Origin of the sequence: Pseudomonas sp. MH9.2, assembly GCF_034353875.1 — a bacterium.
Lineage (GTDB): Bacteria > Pseudomonadota > Gammaproteobacteria > Pseudomonadales > Pseudomonadaceae > Aquipseudomonas.
The window spans coordinates 668,011-686,535 of record NZ_CP133784.1 but is presented as its reverse complement, the minus strand read 5'-3'; the positions used below and the strand labels follow the sequence as shown (position 1 = coordinate 686,535).

The 18,525-nt window shown below is 55.9% G+C and carries 17 protein-coding genes; 3 read left to right on the top strand and 14 right to left on the bottom strand.

Translation table 11 applies throughout. The annotated features are described in order from the left end of the window. Window positions 1–34: 34 nt before the first annotated feature. Window positions 35–1,501: a D-alanyl-D-alanine carboxypeptidase/D-alanyl-D-alanine-endopeptidase gene (dacB, locus tag RHM55_RS03080; protein WP_322179462.1), complete on the bottom strand. Its 1,467-nt coding sequence runs from the start codon at window positions 1,499–1,501 to the stop codon at window positions 35–37. Window positions 1,502–1,839: 338 nt separating this feature from the next. Here dacB and RHM55_RS03075 point away from each other — a divergent pair, with 338 nt between their 5' ends. After that, window positions 1,840–2,184: a YggL family protein gene (locus RHM55_RS03075; RefSeq protein WP_219060210.1), complete on the top strand. Its 345-nt coding sequence runs from the start codon at window positions 1,840–1,842 to the stop codon at window positions 2,182–2,184. 70 nt (window positions 2,185–2,254) lie between these two features. On the opposite strand, the gene RHM55_RS03070 is transcribed toward RHM55_RS03075, so the two are convergent. The 10 genes from RHM55_RS03070 to RHM55_RS03025 all read right to left on the bottom strand — a co-directional run bounded on the left by RHM55_RS03070 (window position 2,255) and on the right by RHM55_RS03025 (window position 14,954). After that, window positions 2,255–5,209, bottom strand: a complete 2,955-nt coding sequence (locus RHM55_RS03070; RefSeq protein WP_322182708.1) for an HD domain-containing phosphohydrolase — start codon at window positions 5,207–5,209, stop codon at window positions 2,255–2,257. 184 nt (window positions 5,210–5,393) lie between these two features. Next, window positions 5,394–5,846: a GNAT family N-acetyltransferase gene (locus RHM55_RS03065; protein ID WP_322179461.1), complete on the bottom strand. Its 453-nt coding sequence runs from the start codon at window positions 5,844–5,846 to the stop codon at window positions 5,394–5,396. Between the two features lie 57 nt (window positions 5,847–5,903). Beyond that, on the bottom strand, window positions 5,904–9,539 hold the full coding sequence (locus RHM55_RS03060; protein WP_322179460.1) for a transporter substrate-binding domain-containing protein: 3,636 nt from the start codon (window positions 9,537–9,539) through the stop codon (window positions 5,904–5,906). Window positions 9,540–9,547: 8 nt separating this feature from the next. After that, window positions 9,548–10,174 (bottom strand): response regulator transcription factor, encoded by a 627-nt coding sequence (locus RHM55_RS03055; RefSeq protein WP_322179459.1) that lies wholly within the window; start codon window positions 10,172–10,174, stop codon window positions 9,548–9,550. Window positions 10,175–10,481: 307 nt separating this feature from the next. Continuing rightward, window positions 10,482–10,886, bottom strand: a complete 405-nt coding sequence (locus RHM55_RS03050; RefSeq protein WP_322179458.1) for a response regulator — start codon at window positions 10,884–10,886, stop codon at window positions 10,482–10,484. A 325-nt stretch (window positions 10,887–11,211) separates the two neighbouring features. Further along, window positions 11,212–12,543, bottom strand: coding sequence for a deoxyguanosinetriphosphate triphosphohydrolase (locus RHM55_RS03045; protein ID WP_322179457.1), 1,332 nt, complete (start codon window positions 12,541–12,543; stop codon window positions 11,212–11,214). An 81-nt stretch (window positions 12,544–12,624) separates the two neighbouring features. Further along, on the bottom strand, window positions 12,625–13,788 hold the full coding sequence (locus tag RHM55_RS03040) for an EAL domain-containing protein (RefSeq protein ID WP_322179456.1): 1,164 nt from the start codon (window positions 13,786–13,788) through the stop codon (window positions 12,625–12,627). Between the two features lie 121 nt (window positions 13,789–13,909). Continuing rightward, window positions 13,910–14,251: a hypothetical protein gene (locus RHM55_RS03035; protein WP_322179455.1), complete on the bottom strand. Its 342-nt coding sequence runs from the start codon at window positions 14,249–14,251 to the stop codon at window positions 13,910–13,912. Beyond that, window positions 14,248–14,634, bottom strand: coding sequence for a phage holin family protein (locus tag RHM55_RS03030; RefSeq protein WP_322179454.1), 387 nt, complete (start codon window positions 14,632–14,634; stop codon window positions 14,248–14,250). Before RHM55_RS03030 ends, RHM55_RS03035 begins: the two co-directional genes overlap by 4 nt. A gap of 5 nt (window positions 14,635–14,639) precedes the next feature. Continuing rightward, window positions 14,640–14,954, bottom strand: coding sequence for a YqjD family protein (locus RHM55_RS03025; protein ID WP_322179453.1), 315 nt, complete (start codon window positions 14,952–14,954; stop codon window positions 14,640–14,642). Between the two features lie 356 nt (window positions 14,955–15,310). Here RHM55_RS03025 and RHM55_RS03020 point away from each other — a divergent pair, with 356 nt between their 5' ends. Further along, a complete protein-coding gene (locus tag RHM55_RS03020; protein ID WP_219060200.1) occupies window positions 15,311–16,519 on the top strand; it encodes an ammonium transporter in 1,209 nt (402 codons plus the stop codon). Window positions 16,520–16,609: 90 nt separating this feature from the next. Continuing rightward, window positions 16,610–16,846, top strand: coding sequence for a glutaredoxin family protein (locus RHM55_RS03015; protein ID WP_322179452.1), 237 nt, complete (start codon window positions 16,610–16,612; stop codon window positions 16,844–16,846). Window positions 16,847–16,883: 37 nt separating this feature from the next. Here RHM55_RS03015 and RHM55_RS03010 read toward each other — a convergent pair whose 3' ends face one another. Genes RHM55_RS03010 through RHM55_RS03000 form a run of 3 tightly spaced genes read right to left on the bottom strand, consistent with a single transcriptional unit; the run spans window position 16,884 to window position 18,200 of the window. Next, window positions 16,884–17,324, bottom strand: coding sequence for an OsmC family protein (locus tag RHM55_RS03010; protein ID WP_322179451.1), 441 nt, complete (start codon window positions 17,322–17,324; stop codon window positions 16,884–16,886). Between the two features lie 19 nt (window positions 17,325–17,343). Continuing rightward, entirely contained in the window at window positions 17,344–17,763 is a 420-nt protein-coding gene (locus RHM55_RS03005) for a DUF6691 family protein (RefSeq protein WP_322179450.1), read from the bottom strand. Between the two features lie 2 nt (window positions 17,764–17,765). Then, window positions 17,766–18,200, bottom strand: a complete 435-nt coding sequence (locus tag RHM55_RS03000; protein ID WP_322179449.1) for a YeeE/YedE family protein — start codon at window positions 18,198–18,200, stop codon at window positions 17,766–17,768. Between the last annotated feature and the right edge of the window lie 325 nt (window positions 18,201–18,525).

The window sequence follows — 18,525 nt, the reverse complement described above, 5'->3', positions numbered from 1 at the left end:
GTGCGGGGGACGTCCGAGCGACGTGGTATCAGGATTACTGTTGCAGTGAAATGGCGGTGTTGACCAGCTTCGGTTGGCGATACAGATCGAGCAGGACTTCATCGAGCACCGAAGATGTGCCGCCTACGCGTGAGTCATTGAGGATCGCGACCACCGCCCAGGTATTGCCATTGATGTCGCGGCTGAAACCGGCAATTGCGCGGACGGTATTCAGGGTGCCGGTCTTGATGTGCGCTTCGCCCCTCATCTGCGTAGTTTTGAGGCGCTTGCGCATGGTGCCGTCCATGCCCGCCAGCGGCAGAGAACTCATGAATTCCGCTGCGTAGGGGCTGCGCCAGGCAGCCTGTAGCAAAGTCGCCATTTCACGCGCACTGACCCGCTCGGCGCGCGACAGCCCCGAGCCATTCTCCATCACCAGGTGCGGCGCAGTGATGCCCTTCTTCGCCAGCCATTGACGAACCACGCGTTGCGCGGCTTTGGCATCATCGCCGTCTGCTTCATTGCGGAACTTCGCGCCAAGGCTCAGGAACAATTGCTGAGCCATTGTGTTGTTGCTGAATTTATTGATGTCACGAATGATTTCTGCCAAATCCGGGGAAAACGCTTTGGCCAGCAGCTTGGCGTTGCCGGGCACGACATCGACCCGATCCTTGCCCAGAATGGTGCCGCCCAGTTCCTGCCAGATTGCGCGTACTGCGCCCGCCGCGTAAGTCGGATGGTCCAGTAGCGACAAATAGGTCTGCGAACTGCAGCCTTCGCCCAACTGACCGTTGACCACGACGGTAATGCTGCCATCAGCCTGGGTTACCGGGTTATAGCGCATGTCTCCGGTGCATTTGTTCGAGGCCAGCGCCTTGACCTGATTGTCGACATGAATGCTGGCAATCGGTGGCTCTACAGACACCAGCACTTTGCCGGAGTCGTTGCGCGCGACAAAGCGCAAGGCCTTGAGGTTAATCATCAGTGAGTCGGGCTTGACCAGAAACGGCTTGTTCTCATCATTGCCGTCGTCGTTGAACACCGGCAATTGCGGCTGGATGAAATGGCTGCGATCCAGGACCAGATCGCCAGTCACCTGTTGCACACCGTTGGCACGCAAGTCACGCATCAGAAGCCAGAGTTTTTCCATGTTGAGCTTGGGATCACCACCACCCTTGAGGTAGAGGTTGCCACGCAACACGCCATTGTTCAGGGTGCCGTCAGTGAAAAATTCGGTTTTCCATTGATGCGTAGGGCCGAGCATTTCCAGCGCCGCATAGGTGGTGACGAGCTTCATGGTCGACGCCGGGTTGACTGAGACATCGGCATTGAACACGGTCGGGGTGCCGGGACCGTTGAGCGGCAGCATCACCAGGGACAAGGCATTATTCTGCAGCTTGGCGGCTTTGAGGGCCTGTTGAACCTTGGGCGGTAGCGAGGTATTGACGGGGGCCGCAGTGACTGGCATCGCCAAGGGCAAAAAAAGGCCGGCGAAAAATAAGTGACGTAAAGATTTGATCATGTGAAATAAAACCCTGCTACTGAGGAGGGGGTAAATGGAGGGCATGGATGGATTCCCTCAATCATCGCAACGTCAACCGAAATGAAAACGGCGATTCAATACCCTGTTTCACCGACAGATGAATGGTCGGTACTTAAAAAGCTCGATATTGAGCGGCATTATGCCCCAAGCGCGGGTGACTTGCGCCGTGGCGTAGCCGTCCAATCGGCTATTTTTTACCATTGATGGGTTATTTTGCTGTGTCGGCCCCGACGGCACGCAAACATTGGCACGGAGGCGGGCATTTAATGGCCCAAACTGGTAAAGTGCCGCCCGTTATTACTTATGAGGATTGTTCCATGGCCACTAACCGTTCCCGCCGTCTGCGCAAAAAACTCTGCGTGGATGAATTCCAGGAGCTGGGTTTTGAGCTGAACCTGGACTTCAAACAAGACCTGGACGATCAGGCTATTGATGCCTTCCTCGACGCTTTCCTGACAGATGCCATGGAAGCCAACGGTTTGAACTATGTTGGCGGCGATGACTTCGGTCTGGTTTGCTTGAGCAAACGTGGTTCGGTCAACGAAGAGCAGCGTGTCAAGGTCGAAGCCTGGCTGAAAAGCCGCAGCGAACTGACAGAATTGACCGTCAGCCCTTTGATCGACGTGTGGTACCCGGAAAAGTCGATCAATCCGGTAGTGTGATGGTGTAAGAAGAAGCAGGCTCCAGAGCCTGCTTTTTTCGCCGAGTGCAACGCTCTGGCTGATGTCCTGTTTATCCCCGTGTACTCAATCCGGCTTTCTCCAAAATACTGCTTTTGTCGACGGCATCGATTTGTTGCGGCTGCAGAAAATCAGAGGCGTAGTGCTGATAGATATCCGTTTGGACAAACAACTGAAACAGCTCCGGGTCGATATGCGCATCGCGACACATTTGAGCCATGATCGTGAGTGCTTCGCTCAGGCTTTTGCCTTTTTTATACGGTCGATCAGCCGCTGTCAGGGCTTCGAAAATGTCGGCGATGGCCATCATTCGCGCTGCCAGACTCATTTCGTCGCGTTTCAATCGTTTCGGGTAACCCGTGCCGTCCATTTTTTCGTGATGGCCGCCAGCGATTTCGGCGACCCCCTGCAGATGGCTGGGGAAGGGTAGGCGGCTCAGCATCAGAATGGTCTGCACCATATGATGGTTGATGACGTAGCGCTCCTCACGAGTCAAGGTGCCTCGGGTGATGCTCAAGTTGTACAGTTCGCCTCGGTTGAATTTGTACTGCGGAACCTCAAGCTTGAAGCCCCAGCGGTTGTCGGCGGGGATATCTTCGGCTGCCGCCCGCTCGAACAAATGCTCAGGCCGATCCGCCAGCAGAGATTCGCTGACAGGCAAGTCCGGTGCCGGGTTTCGAGCCTGACGTTTGTTTTCTTCCCAGGACACGCCGATCCGGTCGTCCAGCGTACGCATCCAGGTCCGTGCAGCAATCGTTTGCAAATGTTCTAAATCTGAATCAGCCATGGCTTCGCTGCCCAGATTGCAGAGGGCGACAAACTTGAAGTCAGCATCCAGTTCGTTGAGTTGAACATTGCGGGCAGCGGCCAATGACACTTCGTCGCCGTCCTGCGCCTTGGCTTTCCAGTAGTCGACCCAGGCATCGCGTTTCAGCACTTCGAAGCGGGTGCGGACTTCATGGATGCGGTCGTACAAGGTTTCCAGCTTAGTGGCCTTGTCCACGACATACTCGGGCGTGGTGACCTTGCCGCAGTCGTGTAACCAGGCAGCAATATGCAAGGTCTCCCATTCGTCCTCGGTCGGCTGGTAATTGCGAAAAGCCGGTTGTTGGCTGGCCGCCGCCGCGCGAGCAAGCATGAACGTAAGTACTGGCACGCGCTGGCAGTGGCCGCCGGTGTAAGGGCTTTTGGCGTCGATGGCACCCGCGATAATCTGGATGAAAGCGTCCAGCAGCATTTTTTGTCTGGCTTGCAGGCGCTGGCTTTCGATGCATAGGGCCGCTGCGCCGGAGACTGCCTGGATAAATGCAATACGATCAGGGCTGAGCTTTTCAAGATCGGTCTCGGTGCCAGTATCCGCGTGTATGAGGGTGAGGACGCCGATGGTTTCCCCTCGCTGATTGCTCAAACGAATGCCCAACAGGTGTATCCGCGGCGCCTCCAGCGCGCTCATCAGGCTTTGTAAATCGAGTGCCTGATCAAAGCCAAGAGCGACCAGGCAGTGATCTTTTTTCATGGCGAGGTCCTGCAGCCATAAGGGCGTCTCACTTGCTTGCGGGTCGTGAGTGGCGATGCTGTATTGCTGCGGGTCGTGTTTGACGCCCTTGACGATCAGGCCCTTGGGTTCAAGGTGCCCGCTGTCACCGTCGAGCAAATAAATCAGCCCGGCCTGTGCCTGATTGATATTGACGGTTTCGAACAGAACACGCTCCAGCAGCGTCTCGAAGCGGGTTTCGGCCGACAGGCTGGCCGTGATCTCGAGAAAGCTGGCCAGTGTTTCCTTCATGCGGGCCATGGACAGTGAAAGTTGATCGACCTCCAGCACCCATGATCGGTGGCTGGTAGGATGTTTGAAATCGAAGCTGCGAATCGCATCCGCTTCGCTGACCAGTGCCCGCAAGGGTTTGACCATGATTCGTGACATCAGCCAGCCCAGTGGAAGGCACAGCAACAGCGTGGTCAATGTCACCAGAGCCCCTTCCCAGCGCAGGCGCAGGGCGTCGGCCAGCAATTCGTCTTCCGGCACTAACAGCGCCAACTTCAGCCCCTGCGGGCCTCCTTCCTGCAGGGTGCTTTGGGCCACGACCCAGGAGCGCTTTCCCACGCTCAAGTGGTTGTTGGCGTCAACACCGTTGTCGAACAGGCGAGCGAGGGCCGGGCTCAGGTCACGAGCTTTTGCCAGGTGAGCAGTGCCGCTTTCTACTATCAGTTTTGAGCTGTCGGGATAGGCCACGGCATTTCCGCTGGCATCGAAGAGCACAACTTCGGTGCTGGCGGTGACCTGATGCTTGGCCAGTGTCGAGGACAGGGACGCGAGTGTCAGGTCGGCAGCTATCACTGTGCCGTCGCTGCTGCGCCGGGCAAGTGTGGTGCCCACGTTGCGACTGGAGAAAAATACGTAGGGCGCCGTGGTGATCTGATCGGTGTCGCTGAGCGCACTCTTGAACCACACGCGTTGACGCGGATCGTAATGTTCGTTGAGGTTGTCGCGGTGGCTGATCAGGTGCAGTGAATCGTCGAAAAAAAGTGATTGAGAGCGCAGGCTGTCGTTGACGTGTTCAATGCTCCAAACCTGATAAGCCGCCTTGGCAGGCGCTTCGAAATAGCGTTTCAGGGTGTCGCTGCGCAAGGGCCGGACCATGAAGAAATCGCCGTTCGCATACCCGATATACAGCGACGCCAAATTTGGGTTGTCCCGCAACGATTTAGAAAACGGTTTGAGTAGCGGCAGCCGCTGCTCCAGCGTGCTGGACTGATTTGCATCGTAGACCGCCAGCAGGCTGAGCAGGCTGTGGATAGGCTGATAGGTGCGCTGTAAATCGACTTGCACATCCTGCGCAATGTTGCTGAAAAGCTTCTCACTGCTCGACAGGATTATCTGTGACGTTTGCAGGTAGTTGAAAATGCCCAGCACGACGCCTGTGAGCAGGAGCAATACGGTGAACATGACGCTGATATGCACATGCAGAGGGTAGCTGCGTTGATTGGGCCACGGATGACTGGGCATCGCAAATCTCTCCATAGTCGTGCGGTGCATTGCTTGTGACTCCAGCATAGCCAAGGCTTACTGGAGTTGCTGAGTGAGGAGGTGTTCTCTTTGCGACGTGATAAAGGAAAGATATCGAAGGCAGTGGACTCTGCAATCAGATGACTTCGCTCGATTAGTGGCTATTTGGCACCTTTCCCGCCGTTCAGTCCACACGTTTGCCCAAGGTCATTTCGTGCGGATCAAGTCCGCACATGCGGTAGAGCGCGAGCCCTGCTTTGTTGTGCGCAAATACATTCAACTCGATACGTTTGATCCCACGGGCGCGTGCCCAGCGCTCGACCTGTTCCAGTGTTTTTTTTCCGTGACCACACCGCCGTGCTTGAGGGTGGATCTCGAGGTCATAAATGAAGAGCTTCTTGATCCCGTAGGCTGAATCAATTCCGAACCAAAGCACACCAATGTCTTCACCTGATGAGGCTCTTAAGCTGAACAGGTGATGGTCGGAGGTGTTTAGCCCGTCTGGAAGCAACTCGTTAAAGCCCTCGGTAGCGTGCTCCAGCGCGAGGCTGGGCGTTAGCCCGTAAGTCTGCTCAATATCTTGTGCATAACCCGCAATCGAGTGAGCAGCGAAGGTCTTGAGTTGCGCCTCGCTCATTGTGATCAAATGCACCATTTGGTTTAAGCCTGCGTGATTGAGTGGGCTGCTGATGACTCATTTGCCGTCAACCTGTTGTGCGCGCAACGCGTGTTCAAGCTCGATCATGGCGGCGTCGATCGCCTGATGACGGGCTGTGATGACCTCGGCCGACGTTGCTTCGTTACAGGCATCTTCCAGTGCTTCGCAATGTTCGATCACTTCGCTGGCCTGGATGATTCGGGCTGCGCCTTTGATTTTGTGGGCCATGTCACTAAGGTGCTGCCGATTGCCATTTGCCATGGTCGCCGCGAGTTCCTTGCGGTCTTCCTGGCTGCTGAGAAGCAACTGAGCGAGCAAGCGTTGAATCATTTCCGGACGCCCACCGGTCAACATGTCCAAGCCGTCGACACTGAAGGCTGCAAAAATATTTTGTCGCGGACGCCGGGGCAGGGGATTTATTTTTGCCAGCTCCTCATGGAGTGCCGTCAGGCTAATGGGTTTGAACAGGCAGGCGTCCATCCCGGCATTTCGGCAGCGCAGGAACTCTTCGGGTTGCGCGTTGGCCGTGAACCCGAGAATGGTGCAGCGAGGGCGTGATTTTTCCTGCTCATGGGCGCGGATCGCGCGGGTCAAGTCATAGCCATTCATGACGGGCATGTTGCAGTCGGCAATGATTAGATCGAAATGGCCGTCCAACCAGATTTGCAAGCCAGCAGCGCCTTGTTCGGCGGCTTCATAGCGATAACCCAGAAACCCGAGTTGTTGGCACAGCAAGAGCCGGTTGGCGGGGTGATCGTCGACCACCAGGATATTCAATGGGGTACTGACATTGGGCCGGAGTTCAATAGGTTGCTCGATGATCTGGGTCTGATCCAACGTTGTCAGGGTCAACTCAACCTGGACGTGTGTGCCTTTCCCTGGCTGGCTGCTCAGGGTCAAGCGGCCCCCCATCATTTCACACAGACTGCGGCATATGACCAGACCCAGGCCCGCACCGCTTCGTGCCAGTTGGCCGGAGTTATCGGCTTGGGCAAAAGGCTCGAACAGCCGCAGCTGATCGTCATCGCTGATGCCGATGCCGCTGTCCTGGATCCCCATAGTCAAATGCAGTTGTTGCGAGTCAGAGGTGTCATCGATGCGCAGGCTGATCTTGATTTGGCCCTGCTCAGTGAACTTGATCGCATTGCTGATCAGGTTGGAAATAATCTGTTTGAAGCGCAGCGGGTCGAGCAGCACGTCGGCGTTGATGCGACTGTCGAAGTCCAGTAGCAAGGTCAGGCTCTTTTGGCGGGCCAGACCGTCGAAAACGCGCACCACCGACTCCACTAGCTCCCGCAGATTGGCCCGTTCGGGGCTCAGGCTGAGGCGACCGGATTCTATCCTGGCGATATCGAGAATATCCCCGATCAGCTCCAGCAGGTCTCTGGCCGAGTTGTAAGCGACCTCAATGGCTGGACGATCAAGATGTCCTTGGTCTGCACGCTTGAGAGCCAGTTCGAGCATCCCGATCACGGCGTTCATCGGTGTACGGATTTCGTGACTCATGGTCGCCAGAAACGTACTTTTGGCGCGGTTGGCATCATCGGCCAGGTCCTTGGCGGCATGTAGATCTTCGATCAGTTGGCGTCGCTCGCTGATGTCAATCCAGCCACCAATGATGCCTTGCACCTCCCCCAGCGAGTCCCGGAAGGGCAGGGTCCAGTGGTAAATGGTCAGGTAGCGATCGCCAATCTGCAGCGCGCGATCAAGAATCAGTGGTGTGCCGTCGGCCATTACCCGTTGGTAGTCGGCGGCATACTCCTGGGCCTCGAGCGTACTGCTCAATACGCCGTCCATGACACTTTTGCCGATGACGTCTTCGCGTCGGGTCGAGAAGGCCTCCAGGTAGCTGTCATTGCAGGTTTGCAGCAGGCCGTTACGGTCGCGAACATAAATGGGGTGAGGCGTGCCATTGAGCAGGACACGCATGAACTCGAACTGGTCATTCAAGGCGCGTTCTGCCGTTTCACGCTGTTTTATCTGGCGGCGCATGTAGGCGTTCCAGGCCAGCGAGCCTAGCAACAACAGTCCAGTGCCGAACACAATCTGATAAATCAGCTGATGGTAATTGCGCCAGTAACCCGTCCCTGGCGGGGCATAGGTTCGCCAACGATTGTTAATTACGGCCATGTCTTCCGGGGCGATGCTCAATAATGCTTTATCGAGGATCGAACTCAGCTCTGTGGCATTGCGAGCGGTTGCCATGGAGATACGCGCCTGATCGTCGCCGACAGTGTCACTCATCTGTAATTTGTCATCGAACAGCTGCGAGGACAGGAAATAGTTGGCGCTGGGTAGGGAGGTAATTGCGCTTTGAACCTGTCCCTGGGCCAGCATGTCCAGCGCCCGGAAGGGGTTGTCCGTCTCCACCAGGCTTATGTGTGGGTACTCGCGCTGAAGGTAGGGCATGGTCGGACTGCCACGGCTAACGGCCAGGCGCTTGCCCGCAAGCTGATCCAGGTGGGCTGGACTGGAAGGTTCTGTGCTGGTCACCAGAACAAAAGAGGTGTCCAGGTAAGGGCGGCTGAAGCTGAGTTGGCTTTCTCGCTCGTTACTGGGAATCATTGCGCCAATCAAATCGGCCTGTCCCTCAATGACCTGTTTCATCATTTCGGCCATGCCCTGAACGCGTTTGATCTCGAAATTCAGACCTGTGCGCAGTCGGACCAGCTCAAGCAGATCGGCTGTAATCCCGCGGAAGTTGCCGTTAGCGTCCAGAAACGTCAACGGCGCATACGCCTCGTTGATGACGACGCGCACCACCGGATGCCTGGTAATCCAGCGCTCTTCGCGCTGGGTCAATTGCAGCTTTTGATCGGTGAGCAGCACGTCGCTGCCAGCGCTCCAGCGTTTGGAAATGCTGACCCGTTCATCAATCGGGATTGCTTTCAGTGTCTTATTGACCACGTCGAGCAGTTGGGTGTCATCGCTGCGCATGGCGAAGCTGAAACCGTCAGCCTCATGTTTCCCGAAGTTGGCCATCTGCACGTTGCTCAGATAACGCTTGTTGATCAGGTAGTGGGTCGAAATGGTATCACCGAGGAATACGTCTGCCTGGTTGAATGCCACCGCGTTTATTGCACTTTGAAAGGAGGGGTACGTCTGCAAGATCGCGTTCGGGTAGAGCGCTTTGACCTCCTTCAGCGGCAGATAGTGGTAAACCATGCTCAAGCGCAAGCCGGCCAAGCCCTCGGTGAGTGGACGGTTTTCTCCCACGCGGGTTACAAGCACGGGCTGATCCACGGCATAGGGCACCGACAGGGTGATGTTCTTGCCCTCGGCCTCGAAACCATTGGCGCTGCCGAGAAGGTCGATCTGCCCCTCAGTCAGGGCTTGAATGGCCGCGTCCCGGGATTCGAAGCGCTGGACCTTGATCGGAGTGTCCAGCGCGTGAGCAAGAATGCCTGCGTAGTCGGCGGTAAATCCCTCGTAATCGTGCCCCGTGCCGGTCATGTCAAAAGGCGGGTAATCCGGGGCTGAAGTGCCCAGCCTCAATTCACGTTTGTTCTGCAGCCACTGCCATTGAGCCCGGTCCAGCCGGGTCTCCATATGGCTGGGGCTGGAACGACTGAGCAACGTGTAGTTTTGGGACGCAAGCTCAGCCGCCTGCACATTAATGCTCAAGCAAACACCTGCGCCTAGCCTTAAATAATCCATTAAACGCTTCGACATCCGATATCTCACACTAGCGCATTGCGTTTTGCCATCTCGATAAGTTCTACCAAGGTTTTTGCCCTAAGCTTCTGCATGAGCCGAGTCTTGTAGGTGCTGACAGTCTTATTGCTGAGAAACATGCCTTTGGCAATTTCTTTGTTGGTTCTGCCTTGAGCGAATAGTTGCAGCACCATCAGTTCGCGGTCATTGACCAGCTTGAATAGCTCGATTTCAGAAGGAGGCCCGTCTGCGCGAGAAGCAGGATTCAGGGCCTGGCTTGGAAAGTAATTGTAGCCGGATAATACGGCCCTCACCGAACTTAGTAGTTCACTCAGGTCTTCTTGTTTGCACACATAGCCTGCGGCCCCCGATTGCATGCAGCGGATGGCGAATAAATTGGGGGTCTGTGCAGTGAGTACCAGGATTTTGGACGGTAAGTTCATCGCGTTGAAGCGGGCCAGCACTTCCAGGCCGTCCAGCTTGGGAATGCTGATGTCGAGAATGATCAGGTCGGGCATGCATTCGCGGACCATTTGCATGGCATCCACACCGTTGTCCGTTTCGCCAACGACATCGTAATTTTCATTTTCCAACAGCATGCGTACCGCGAGGCGAATAACAGGGTGGTCGTCGACAATAAAAACCGAGTTCATAATTCAATTCCATACAAGCAGTGAAGAAAGCGCGCACCTTAGCTCAGATGTTCAGGCAGGCACATGAACCGATAGGGCTACCAAGTGGATATAGGAAAGTTCCTACAGGAATTAACGTATTGGCGTACGTAAATATCCAAATATCATCAGATGACGTTTAAAATAATGAATAATTCAACTGTGTAAATTTGCTATTAATGTACATGCTGTTTATAGCGTTTCGGAATTACCCTACAGTGAATGCAGGGTTTGCTTACACGGTAGAACTTGTTTTTTTGCTGGCTTCAAATGGATGTTTATTCGGTGTTTAAGCTTCTTCGCAAAAGCCGTTCGCGGCGAGCAATACAGTCAGGGCCTGGACATCCAATGGCTTGCTCAAACATCCCAGGAGCGGCAGTTGGCGCCTATCTGCAGTGCGTTCCAGCGCGTCCAATTGCTCTTGGCTCAAGCCACTGAGCACGACCGCCCGGCGAATCAGGCCTCGCTGGCTTGCCAGATCTATCAGCTCAAGGCCCAGGAGATCAGGCAGGCATTGATCGCATAGCAGTACGTCGAAGGGCTCTGTTGCTGTTTCCATAGCCGCCAGCGCTTCAGCAGCGGTCAGCACCGGGGTCAAACGGTAATAGCCTTGATTGTTCAGCAGTATCTGGGTGGCAATCAATTGGAAAGGATGATCTTCCACCAATAAAATGCGCAGATTATTTTTTGACATCAGGATCTTCCGGGCAAAAGCGACGGCGCCACATGCGCAAATCAAACCTGCGGGGCAGGTTCACGCTCACTCAAGAGAGCGCCCGACAGGGAACAGCCTGGATTTGAGCCGAAGGTGCCAAGTGGCCTCAGGTGGGTAGGTGTTCTCGCCGGCAATGGCCAAGAACCAGAGCCGAATTATTCGGTAGCCCGGTATCTCAAGCGATAGGGCTTTTCTGTTCTGAGCGTAGGCTCTCTCTTTAATTGCAACGTGGGCGGGCATACCGCAGATCTGCAGCCAGATGAGTGACCGGGCGTTCACTCATCTGGTCATTGGATTGCTGGTGTTAAACCGGGCTGGAGAGACCGGTCATTTCTCGGGCCATCTCGCTGGCATAGCTGTCGGTCATGCCAGCGATGAAATCGATCATGCGCAGGAACGAGGTGTGCAGAGGCCAGTGGGGATCGGGCGCGTTATTGCCGAGCAGGTCGAGAATGCGCCGGTGCTTGAACGAAGGGGTTCGCCCTCCGAATTGCTCCAGTGCCGCACCGCAGAACGCATTGAGCAGTACTTCCAGGGTGGTGTAAGCGCCGATCTCGTGCAGTGTCTTGCGTTTATCCTGAAAGATTTTCTTGCGAGCCATGTCCTTGGCATCGAGTACACAGCGCTTGGCGGGGCCATGCATGTGCTCCACCAGGTCGCCACTGAGGGTACCAGCCAGCAACGCATCTTGCTGTTCGACAAAAGCACGCGCGGCGGCGTTGGTCAGATGCTCGATGGCCTTCCCCCGCAAAATGGCCAGTTTGCGGCGGCGAGAATCGTTGGGCCCCAGCTGCCTATAGGTTTCCGGGAGGTCATCGCCCACCAGGCCCAAGAGCAGGGATTCCACCTCGGCGTATTCGAGCAGGTCCATTTCCAGACCGTCCTCAAGGTCGATCAGGGCATAGCAGATGTCATCGGCGGCCTCCATCAGGTACACCAGCGGATGGCGCGCCCAGCGCTGCTCTTCAAGCTGCGGCAAGCCGAGCTTGTGTGCGATCTGTTCAAGGATCGGCAGTTCGCTCTGGTAGCAGCCGAATTTGTGTTTCTTGTAGCCTAGCGAGTCGGCGTGGCGCGCGGTCCAGGGGTATTTCAGGTAGGTGCCGAGGGTTGCATAGGTCAGCCGGGTACCGCCTTCAAACTGGTGGTATTCAAGCTGCGTGAGCACCCGGAACCCTTGGGCATTGCCTTCGAAATTGAGAAAGTCGTTGCGCTCGACGTCGCTCATTGCATCCAGCCAGCCACGTCCGGCGGCCTGTAGAAACCAGTGGCGAATCGCATCTTCACCTGAATGCCCGAATGGTGGGTTGCCGATGTCATGAGCAAGGCACGCTGATTGGACGACCATTCCAAGATCGCTTGGCTCGCACCAGTCAGGCAGGGCGCTGCGAATGATTTCGCCGACCCGCATACCGAGCGAGCGGCCAACGCAGCTGACTTCCAATGAATGGGTCAGGCGAGTGTGGATGTGATCGTTGCTTGTGACCGGATGAACCTGGGTCTTGCGGCCCAGTCGACGGAACGCGCCGGAAAAAATAATGCGGTCATGATCTTTGTGGAAAGGACTGCGCCCCAGCTCTTCAGGGCTATATATGGGTTTGCCAAGTCGTTCGCGGTTAAGCAGGGTTTGCCAATCCAAGGCGTTCACTCCGTCTATTGATTGCGTCTAGCTTCCCGGTTCAGTCGATAGGCTGCAAGGGCCTTGGTCGCAACGCCGTGATTACAAACCGGCGGCGTCGATATCGATCAACAGCAGGCACTGGCCGTTCTCGAAGAACTGTCCGGCAGTCAGGCAATATTGGTTACTGGTCACGTCGCGGTAAGTATTGGACAGGGTCAGGCGCCGTTCACCCCACCCCTCTGCCAGCAAGTGGTAGAAGTACGGGCGCCAGGACCAGTTGTGGCCCAGATAACTGGTATCAGCCTGCCAGACTCCATTGCGCCATTCAAAATTCGGTGTGAGCTGCGTGCCATGGCGATCGCATTGATAGATGCGCAATAGCCACGGATAGTCGTGCAGTTGAGGTATCTGGCTCAGGGGGGCTTGCCCTTCGGCCCAACTCTGTAGCAGGTTCATTAACGTGCTGAGTTGTAGGCGCAGGGTCATCAGGCGGGCGCGCTCGGCCACTTTTTGCAGCACGTAGCGGTCACGCAATTGAGCAAAATGCTGAACGAAAGCATCGCCGGCAAAGAACTCCAGTTCACCTTTGGCGAACAAAAACCCCTGAACATAGCGTGAGCCACACTCCAGGGCGAAATGCAGTTCGGCTTCGGTCTCCACCCCTTCGGCGATAATCGAGCAGCCGGTCTTCTCGGCCATTTGCGCCAGTGCCTTGACCACATCACTGCTGTGGCCGCCCCGGGCGGCGGCCTGAAACAAGCGCATGTCCAGTTTCAAAATGTCTGGTTGCAGCGCCAGTACCCGGTCCAGTTGCGAATAGCCGGCCCCAAAGTCATCGATAGCAATGCGCGCACCCGCTTCCCGATAGCGCGCCACAACATCGGCCAAACGTTGGCTGTTGCCACCCAGCTCAGTGATTTCGAAGACGATGCGCTGTGGTGCCACGCCATGGCTCTGCAGCTGCTTGAGGCTGGGCAATGGTTGACCCGGTCGCAGGCGATTGATCCAGCGTGGGGAAATATTCAGACTTAGAAACCAGTCGTTGGGCGCTTCATGCAGGCGGCTCAAGGCATTGTCGCGGATCGCCCGGTCTAGACGGCGCAGGATGGCAGGAGACATCTTGGGATCAGCAAACAGGGGGCCAACGGATAAAAGGCGACCATCGCTCTGGCGTAGGCGACCTAAGGCTTCAACGCCGGCAATGCGACCAGTAGCGGTGTCGATGAACGGCTGAAAGCAGGCAAGCGGTTGCCCGTCGATCACGGAGCCTCCTTAGTAGATCTTGGAATTGTTTTGCCGTGCAGGCAGAGCCTGTCACCCCACGGAGGACCATGAGGTGGCAGGCGCTGGAGTGCTTTGCAAGAATGCAGCCAGATGGGGCAACTCAGCGTTTAGGCGGGGAACCTTGTAACGCGAGCTTTATCAGCGGGAGTAGGCTTGCGCCCAGCTTTACGAGGCGCGTAACACCACCGATGCCGCCACCTTTGGCTCCTTTGCCACTGAGGAAGCCCAGCAGGGTGACGATGCCAATGCCCCACAGAGGCGCGTGTTTAATGCCCAGCGTGCCTTGCCAATCCTGCGTCATATTGCGTACGCGGCGTATCGGCTCCAGCAGTTGACTCGATTCGTGACGAATCTCCTGGCGATGCATTTCCATGCGCAAGCGAATCAACGCCTTGCGCAGTTCTCGCCGGGAGGCTGTGTGCGACAGTTCAGGCAGGTTCATGGCATCAGTCGCTCGCGATCATTGGCCAACTCTTGGAGCGTGGCATTGAACGGTGACGATTCGTCGAAGATCGCCGCTTTCAAACGCAAACCGCAGAACACCGCAGCCAGGGCATAGAAAACACAGAGACCAATGATGCCGGCCAAGCGATAACTATCCCATACGACGATCAGCAATAAAGCGGATAACCCGATCAGCAGCAGCAGTGTAAAAACCAGCGCCAGCCCGGCGAATAGCAGCAGGCTCAATGTGCGTGATTTTTGCTCCTGCAGTTCGATGCCGAACAATTCCACGTGACTGTGTAGCAGGCCCAGAAAAGCGGCACCCAAGCGCCGCGGTGACGAGTGTTGGTCCGCCGATGACGAACCTGATTCCGTGCCCATAGCCGTCAGCGCCTTGTAGCCAGAAGACCCAGGAGGAAACCGACGCCAGCGGCGATACCCACTGACTGCCATGGATTGCTCTGAACATAATCTTCGGTGGCCGTTACCGCCGCTTTACCACGTACGCGCAGGGACTCTTCTGTCAGGCGCAGTGTTTCCCTTGCCTTTAACAGGCTGTCGTTAATCTGCCCCCGTAATTCATCGGCCTGATCGCCAGCCAACGTGGCGGTGTGCGCGAGAAGCTTTTCCGTGTCGCTGACCAAAGTTTGAAAATCAGCCATTAATATTTCCTGAGCGCTCTGCGCGGTTTTGCTAGCCATGGTTATCTCCGTCTAGTGGCTTAATGGTATTTCGAGTCTAAGGGATTACGGAAGGTTCATTCCAATTCACACCCGTATTAAATCGATCAGCTGGTACAGGTTTTGCTTCCAGATGGTGCGCCATGGAGGGCGATGCGCTGAATAAGAGCGAAGACAATGGCAAATGTGCCCAGATCTTACGCTTACATCATAAAACTTGAGAAAAAGCTCAAGCGACAATTTTTCCTCAAAAGTAGGCTGCTCCAAATCGGGTCACGCATTGCGCCTATCTGCCAATGTATGGCGCCAGTTCGGTGCACGACGAGGATCATTTGACCCGCTTTGGTGCTTTTTGACGAATTGCAGGCCTGCCCTCCATGGAAAATTTACAAAGCGCTGTGGACTCTTTGGTCCAAAGCTCAAATACCTTGTTTATCTTGACCGGTGCGGTGATGGTGCTGGCCATGCACGCCGGTTTTGCCTTTCTTGAAGTCGGCACGGTCCGGCACAAGAATCAGGTCAATGCGTTGTCGAAGATTCTCAGCGATTTTGCTGTATCGACACTGGCGTACTTCTTTATAGGCTATTGGATTTCTTACGGGGTAAACTTTTTACAACCCGCGTCCGTGATCAGTGCAAATCATGGGTATCAGCTGGTGAAATTTTTCTTCCTGCTGACCTTTGCCGCAGCGATTCCGGCGATTATTTCTGGCGGTATTGCCGAGCGTGCCCGGTTCGCGCCTCAGTTGTGTGCAACCGTATTAATTGTCGCCTTTGTCTACCCGTTCTTCGAGGGCATCGTCTGGAATGGCAACTTTGGCCTGCAGTCCTGGTTGTTGGAGCGTTTTGGTGCCAGCTTTCATGACTTCGCCGGCTCCGTCGTGGTTCATGCCATGGGCGGCTGGCTGGCGTTAGCGGCCGTGTTGTTGCTAGGGGCGCGCAATGGACGATACCGGGAAGGGCGGTTGGTTGCCTATCCACCCTCGAGCATTCCGTTCCTGGCGCTGGGTTCGTGGATCCTGATCGTTGGCTGGTTCGGCTTTAACGTCATGAGTGCCCAGACCTTGCAAGGTGTTAGCGGGTTGGTGGCGGTCAACTCATTGATGGCAATGGTCGGTGGCACGGTTGCCGCGTTGATTGTGGGACGTAACGACCCCGGCTTTCTGCACAACGGTCCGTTGGCTGGCCTGGTGGCGATCTGTGCCGGGTCGGACCTGATGCATCCGGTAGGGGCCTTGATCACGGGCGTTATCGCCGGAGCGCTGTTTGTCTGGTGCTTTACTGCGGCCCAGGTGCGCTGGAAAATCGATGATGTGTTAGGCGTCTGGCCTCTGCATGGGTTGTGCGGCCTCTGGGGTGGGATCGCGTGTGGTGTCTTTGGTCAAACAGCGCTGGGTGGGCTGGGCGGGGTCAGCCTCATCAGCCAATTGATCGGCTCCGGGCTGGGTGTGGTTGTGGCCCTGCTTGGCGGGTTCCTGGTATACGGCACACTCAAAATGATCATTGGCTTGCGATTGACTCAGGAGCAGGAGTACTACGGCGCCGACCTGTCGATCCACAAAATCGGTTCAGTCAGTCAGGACTGAGGCTGCGGATTCGGGCTCGACGCGGTTATCCGCGTCGGCCTAAAATGCTACCACTCTCAATTCTCTACACGCCATGCTGAAGGTGTCTTCATGCCTCCTGAATGCCAATTGCTAGGCACCCTTGGGTGTCATCTGTGTGAAGTCGCCGAAGCCGAACTGCTGCCATTGGTCGAGCATGGTTTGCTGGTCGAACTGGTCGATATTGGAGAGAGCGCTGCGCTGGTGGACGATTACGGTCTGCGCATTCCCGTGCTGCGGCGCGTGGACACTGGCGCCGAGCTGGACTGGCCGTTCGATGCAGAGCAAGTGGTGGTGTTCCTTCAGTGATGCGCACGACAAAAATACCCGATCAAAAATATTTTGCTCAAGACATCACCAACTGGCTATGTAACTGAGTTCCATGGGTCAAGTTGTCAGCCAGCGGGCAGCGACGTTCAACCTCGTGCAAAAACGCCAGTTTTTCCTCAGTGCTTAGATCCGCGTCAATGTCTACCAGTATTCGCAATGCCTGAAATCCCGGTCGAACAGAAAGATCCCGTCCGAGTAATCCCGCAGGGTCATAATCAGCTTGAATTTCAAAGCGCATACCGCGCAGTTCAATTTTGCGCTGATGCGCGAGAAAGCGGCCAATCGTGCCAAAGCATCCGGCAACCGCGGCGAGAATCAATTCAAGTGGCGTAGGCCCGGTATCTTGTCCGGCCGCGTGCTTGGGCTGATCCATGATGACGCGGTGTTCACCGCACGTCACGTCGATTGCAAAGCCTGAGCCGAGGGTGCCGTGGGCGCTAATAGTTTTCAGGGTCATGTCCGTGTTGCTCCTTTGCTCAATTCGTTCGGCGGTTTTCTAGCGCTGAGAACAATAAGATACCGGCCAGCATGGCCCCCATGAATACGATGATTTGCCAGTGCCCAGTGAGCAAAATCGCCACTGCGGGCCCGGGGCAAATACCAGCGATGCCCCAGCCGACCCCGAACAATAGGCTACCTCCGATCAGTCGGGAATCCAGTTCACGTTTGACCGGTATCTGCATGGGTGCACCCAGCAGGGACTGCTTCTGTTTGCGGGCCCAGTTCAGTGGCAGGATCGCAACTGCGATAGCGCCGGTCATGACAAGCCCTAGAGAGGGATCCCAGGCACCGGCCAAGTCGAGAAAACCTAACACCTTGGCGGGGTTTGCCATGCCTGCCAGCAGCACGCCAAGTCCGAAGATCAGTCCAGAGAAAAAAGCAGTCAACTTGATCATATTCAAGCCCCCAACACATGACGAGCTACGTACACCGTGGTAAAGCCTGCCGCCATAAAACACAACGTTGCCATGATGGAGCGAGGGGATAGGCGCGAGATGCCGCACACGCCGTGACCACTGGTGCAGCCGGAGCCGTAACGTGTGCCGACGCCTACTAGCAGGCCGGCTAACACCAGCCCGAACCAGCCTGTCTGAAACTGGATTACCGGCAAGGCGGCAAACAGCCCCCACAGCAGGGGTGCCAGCAGCAAGCCCAGAAGAAACATCGCCTTCTCGCCCCAGCCATCACTGCCCCACTGGAGTACGCTACCGAGCAATCCGCTTATTCCGGCAATACGGCCATTGGCGAGAACAAAGAAGCTGGCCGCCAGCCCAATCAGTGCTCCTCCTGCCAGTGCCGACCAGGGAGTGAAGTTAAACCAGTCAATGCTCATGTCGCGTTTCCTGCACGGAATAGTGGGTAAAAAGTCTGGGTGGCGGCAGGCGCTGCCGGACTGCTGATGTTTAATCGGTCTGCTTGCCATGGCAAAGCGTCTAGACCTGTCGTTCCACGGGTGTTAGGGGGCTTCAAAGGCGATCATGATAAAAGCGCTCAATTAAGACAAAAACAATATATTTTTTTATATAGTACTTGGCAAGTGCTGTTATTGCTTTGGAGAGGATCAGCGGACGAAGCAGGAGCGATAAGCGCATAAAGCAGAGTTGGCAGGCCTCGCCGGGACATAATCAACCAACGGGCAATGTTCCGTCCGACGAAGG

Excerpts from the sequence above, each read along its gene's own strand:
- RHM55_RS03005 (WP_322179450.1), bottom strand. The coding sequence starts at position 17,763 with ATGATCAAGTTGACTGCTTTTTTCTCTGGACTGATCTTCGGACTTGGC.
- RHM55_RS03055 (WP_322179459.1), bottom strand. The coding sequence starts at position 10,174 with ATGAACTCGGTTTTTATTGTCGACGACCACCCTGTTATTCGCCTCGCG.
- RHM55_RS03010 (WP_322179451.1), bottom strand. The coding sequence starts at position 17,324 with ATGACCCTGAAAACTATTAGCGCCCACGGCACCCTCGGCTCAGGCTTT.
- RHM55_RS03035 (WP_322179455.1), bottom strand. The coding sequence starts at position 14,251 with ATGAACCTGCCTGAACTGTCGCACACAGCCTCCCGGCGAGAACTGCGC.
- RHM55_RS03025 (WP_322179453.1), bottom strand. The coding sequence starts at position 14,954 with ATGGCTAGCAAAACCGCGCAGAGCGCTCAGGAAATATTAATGGCTGAT.
- dacB (WP_322179462.1), bottom strand. The coding sequence starts at position 1,501 with ATGATCAAATCTTTACGTCACTTATTTTTCGCCGGCCTTTTTTTGCCC.
- RHM55_RS03030 (WP_322179454.1), bottom strand. The coding sequence starts at position 14,634 with ATGGGCACGGAATCAGGTTCGTCATCGGCGGACCAACACTCGTCACCG.
- RHM55_RS03075 (WP_219060210.1), top strand. The coding sequence starts at position 1,840 with ATGGCCACTAACCGTTCCCGCCGTCTGCGCAAAAAACTCTGCGTGGAT.
- RHM55_RS03060 (WP_322179460.1), bottom strand. The coding sequence starts at position 9,539 with ATGTCGAAGCGTTTAATGGATTATTTAAGGCTAGGCGCAGGTGTTTGC.
- RHM55_RS03000 (WP_322179449.1), bottom strand. The coding sequence starts at position 18,200 with ATGAGCATTGACTGGTTTAACTTCACTCCCTGGTCGGCACTGGCAGGA.
- RHM55_RS03065 (WP_322179461.1), bottom strand. The coding sequence starts at position 5,846 with ATGAGCGAGGCGCAACTCAAGACCTTCGCTGCTCACTCGATTGCGGGT.
- RHM55_RS03020 (WP_219060200.1), top strand. The coding sequence starts at position 15,311 with ATGGAAAATTTACAAAGCGCTGTGGACTCTTTGGTCCAAAGCTCAAAT.
- RHM55_RS03070 (WP_322182708.1), bottom strand. The coding sequence starts at position 5,209 with ATGCCCAGTCATCCGTGGCCCAATCAACGCAGCTACCCTCTGCATGTG.
- RHM55_RS03050 (WP_322179458.1), bottom strand. The coding sequence starts at position 10,886 with ATGTCAAAAAATAATCTGCGCATTTTATTGGTGGAAGATCATCCTTTC.
- RHM55_RS03015 (WP_322179452.1), top strand. The coding sequence starts at position 16,610 with ATGCCTCCTGAATGCCAATTGCTAGGCACCCTTGGGTGTCATCTGTGT.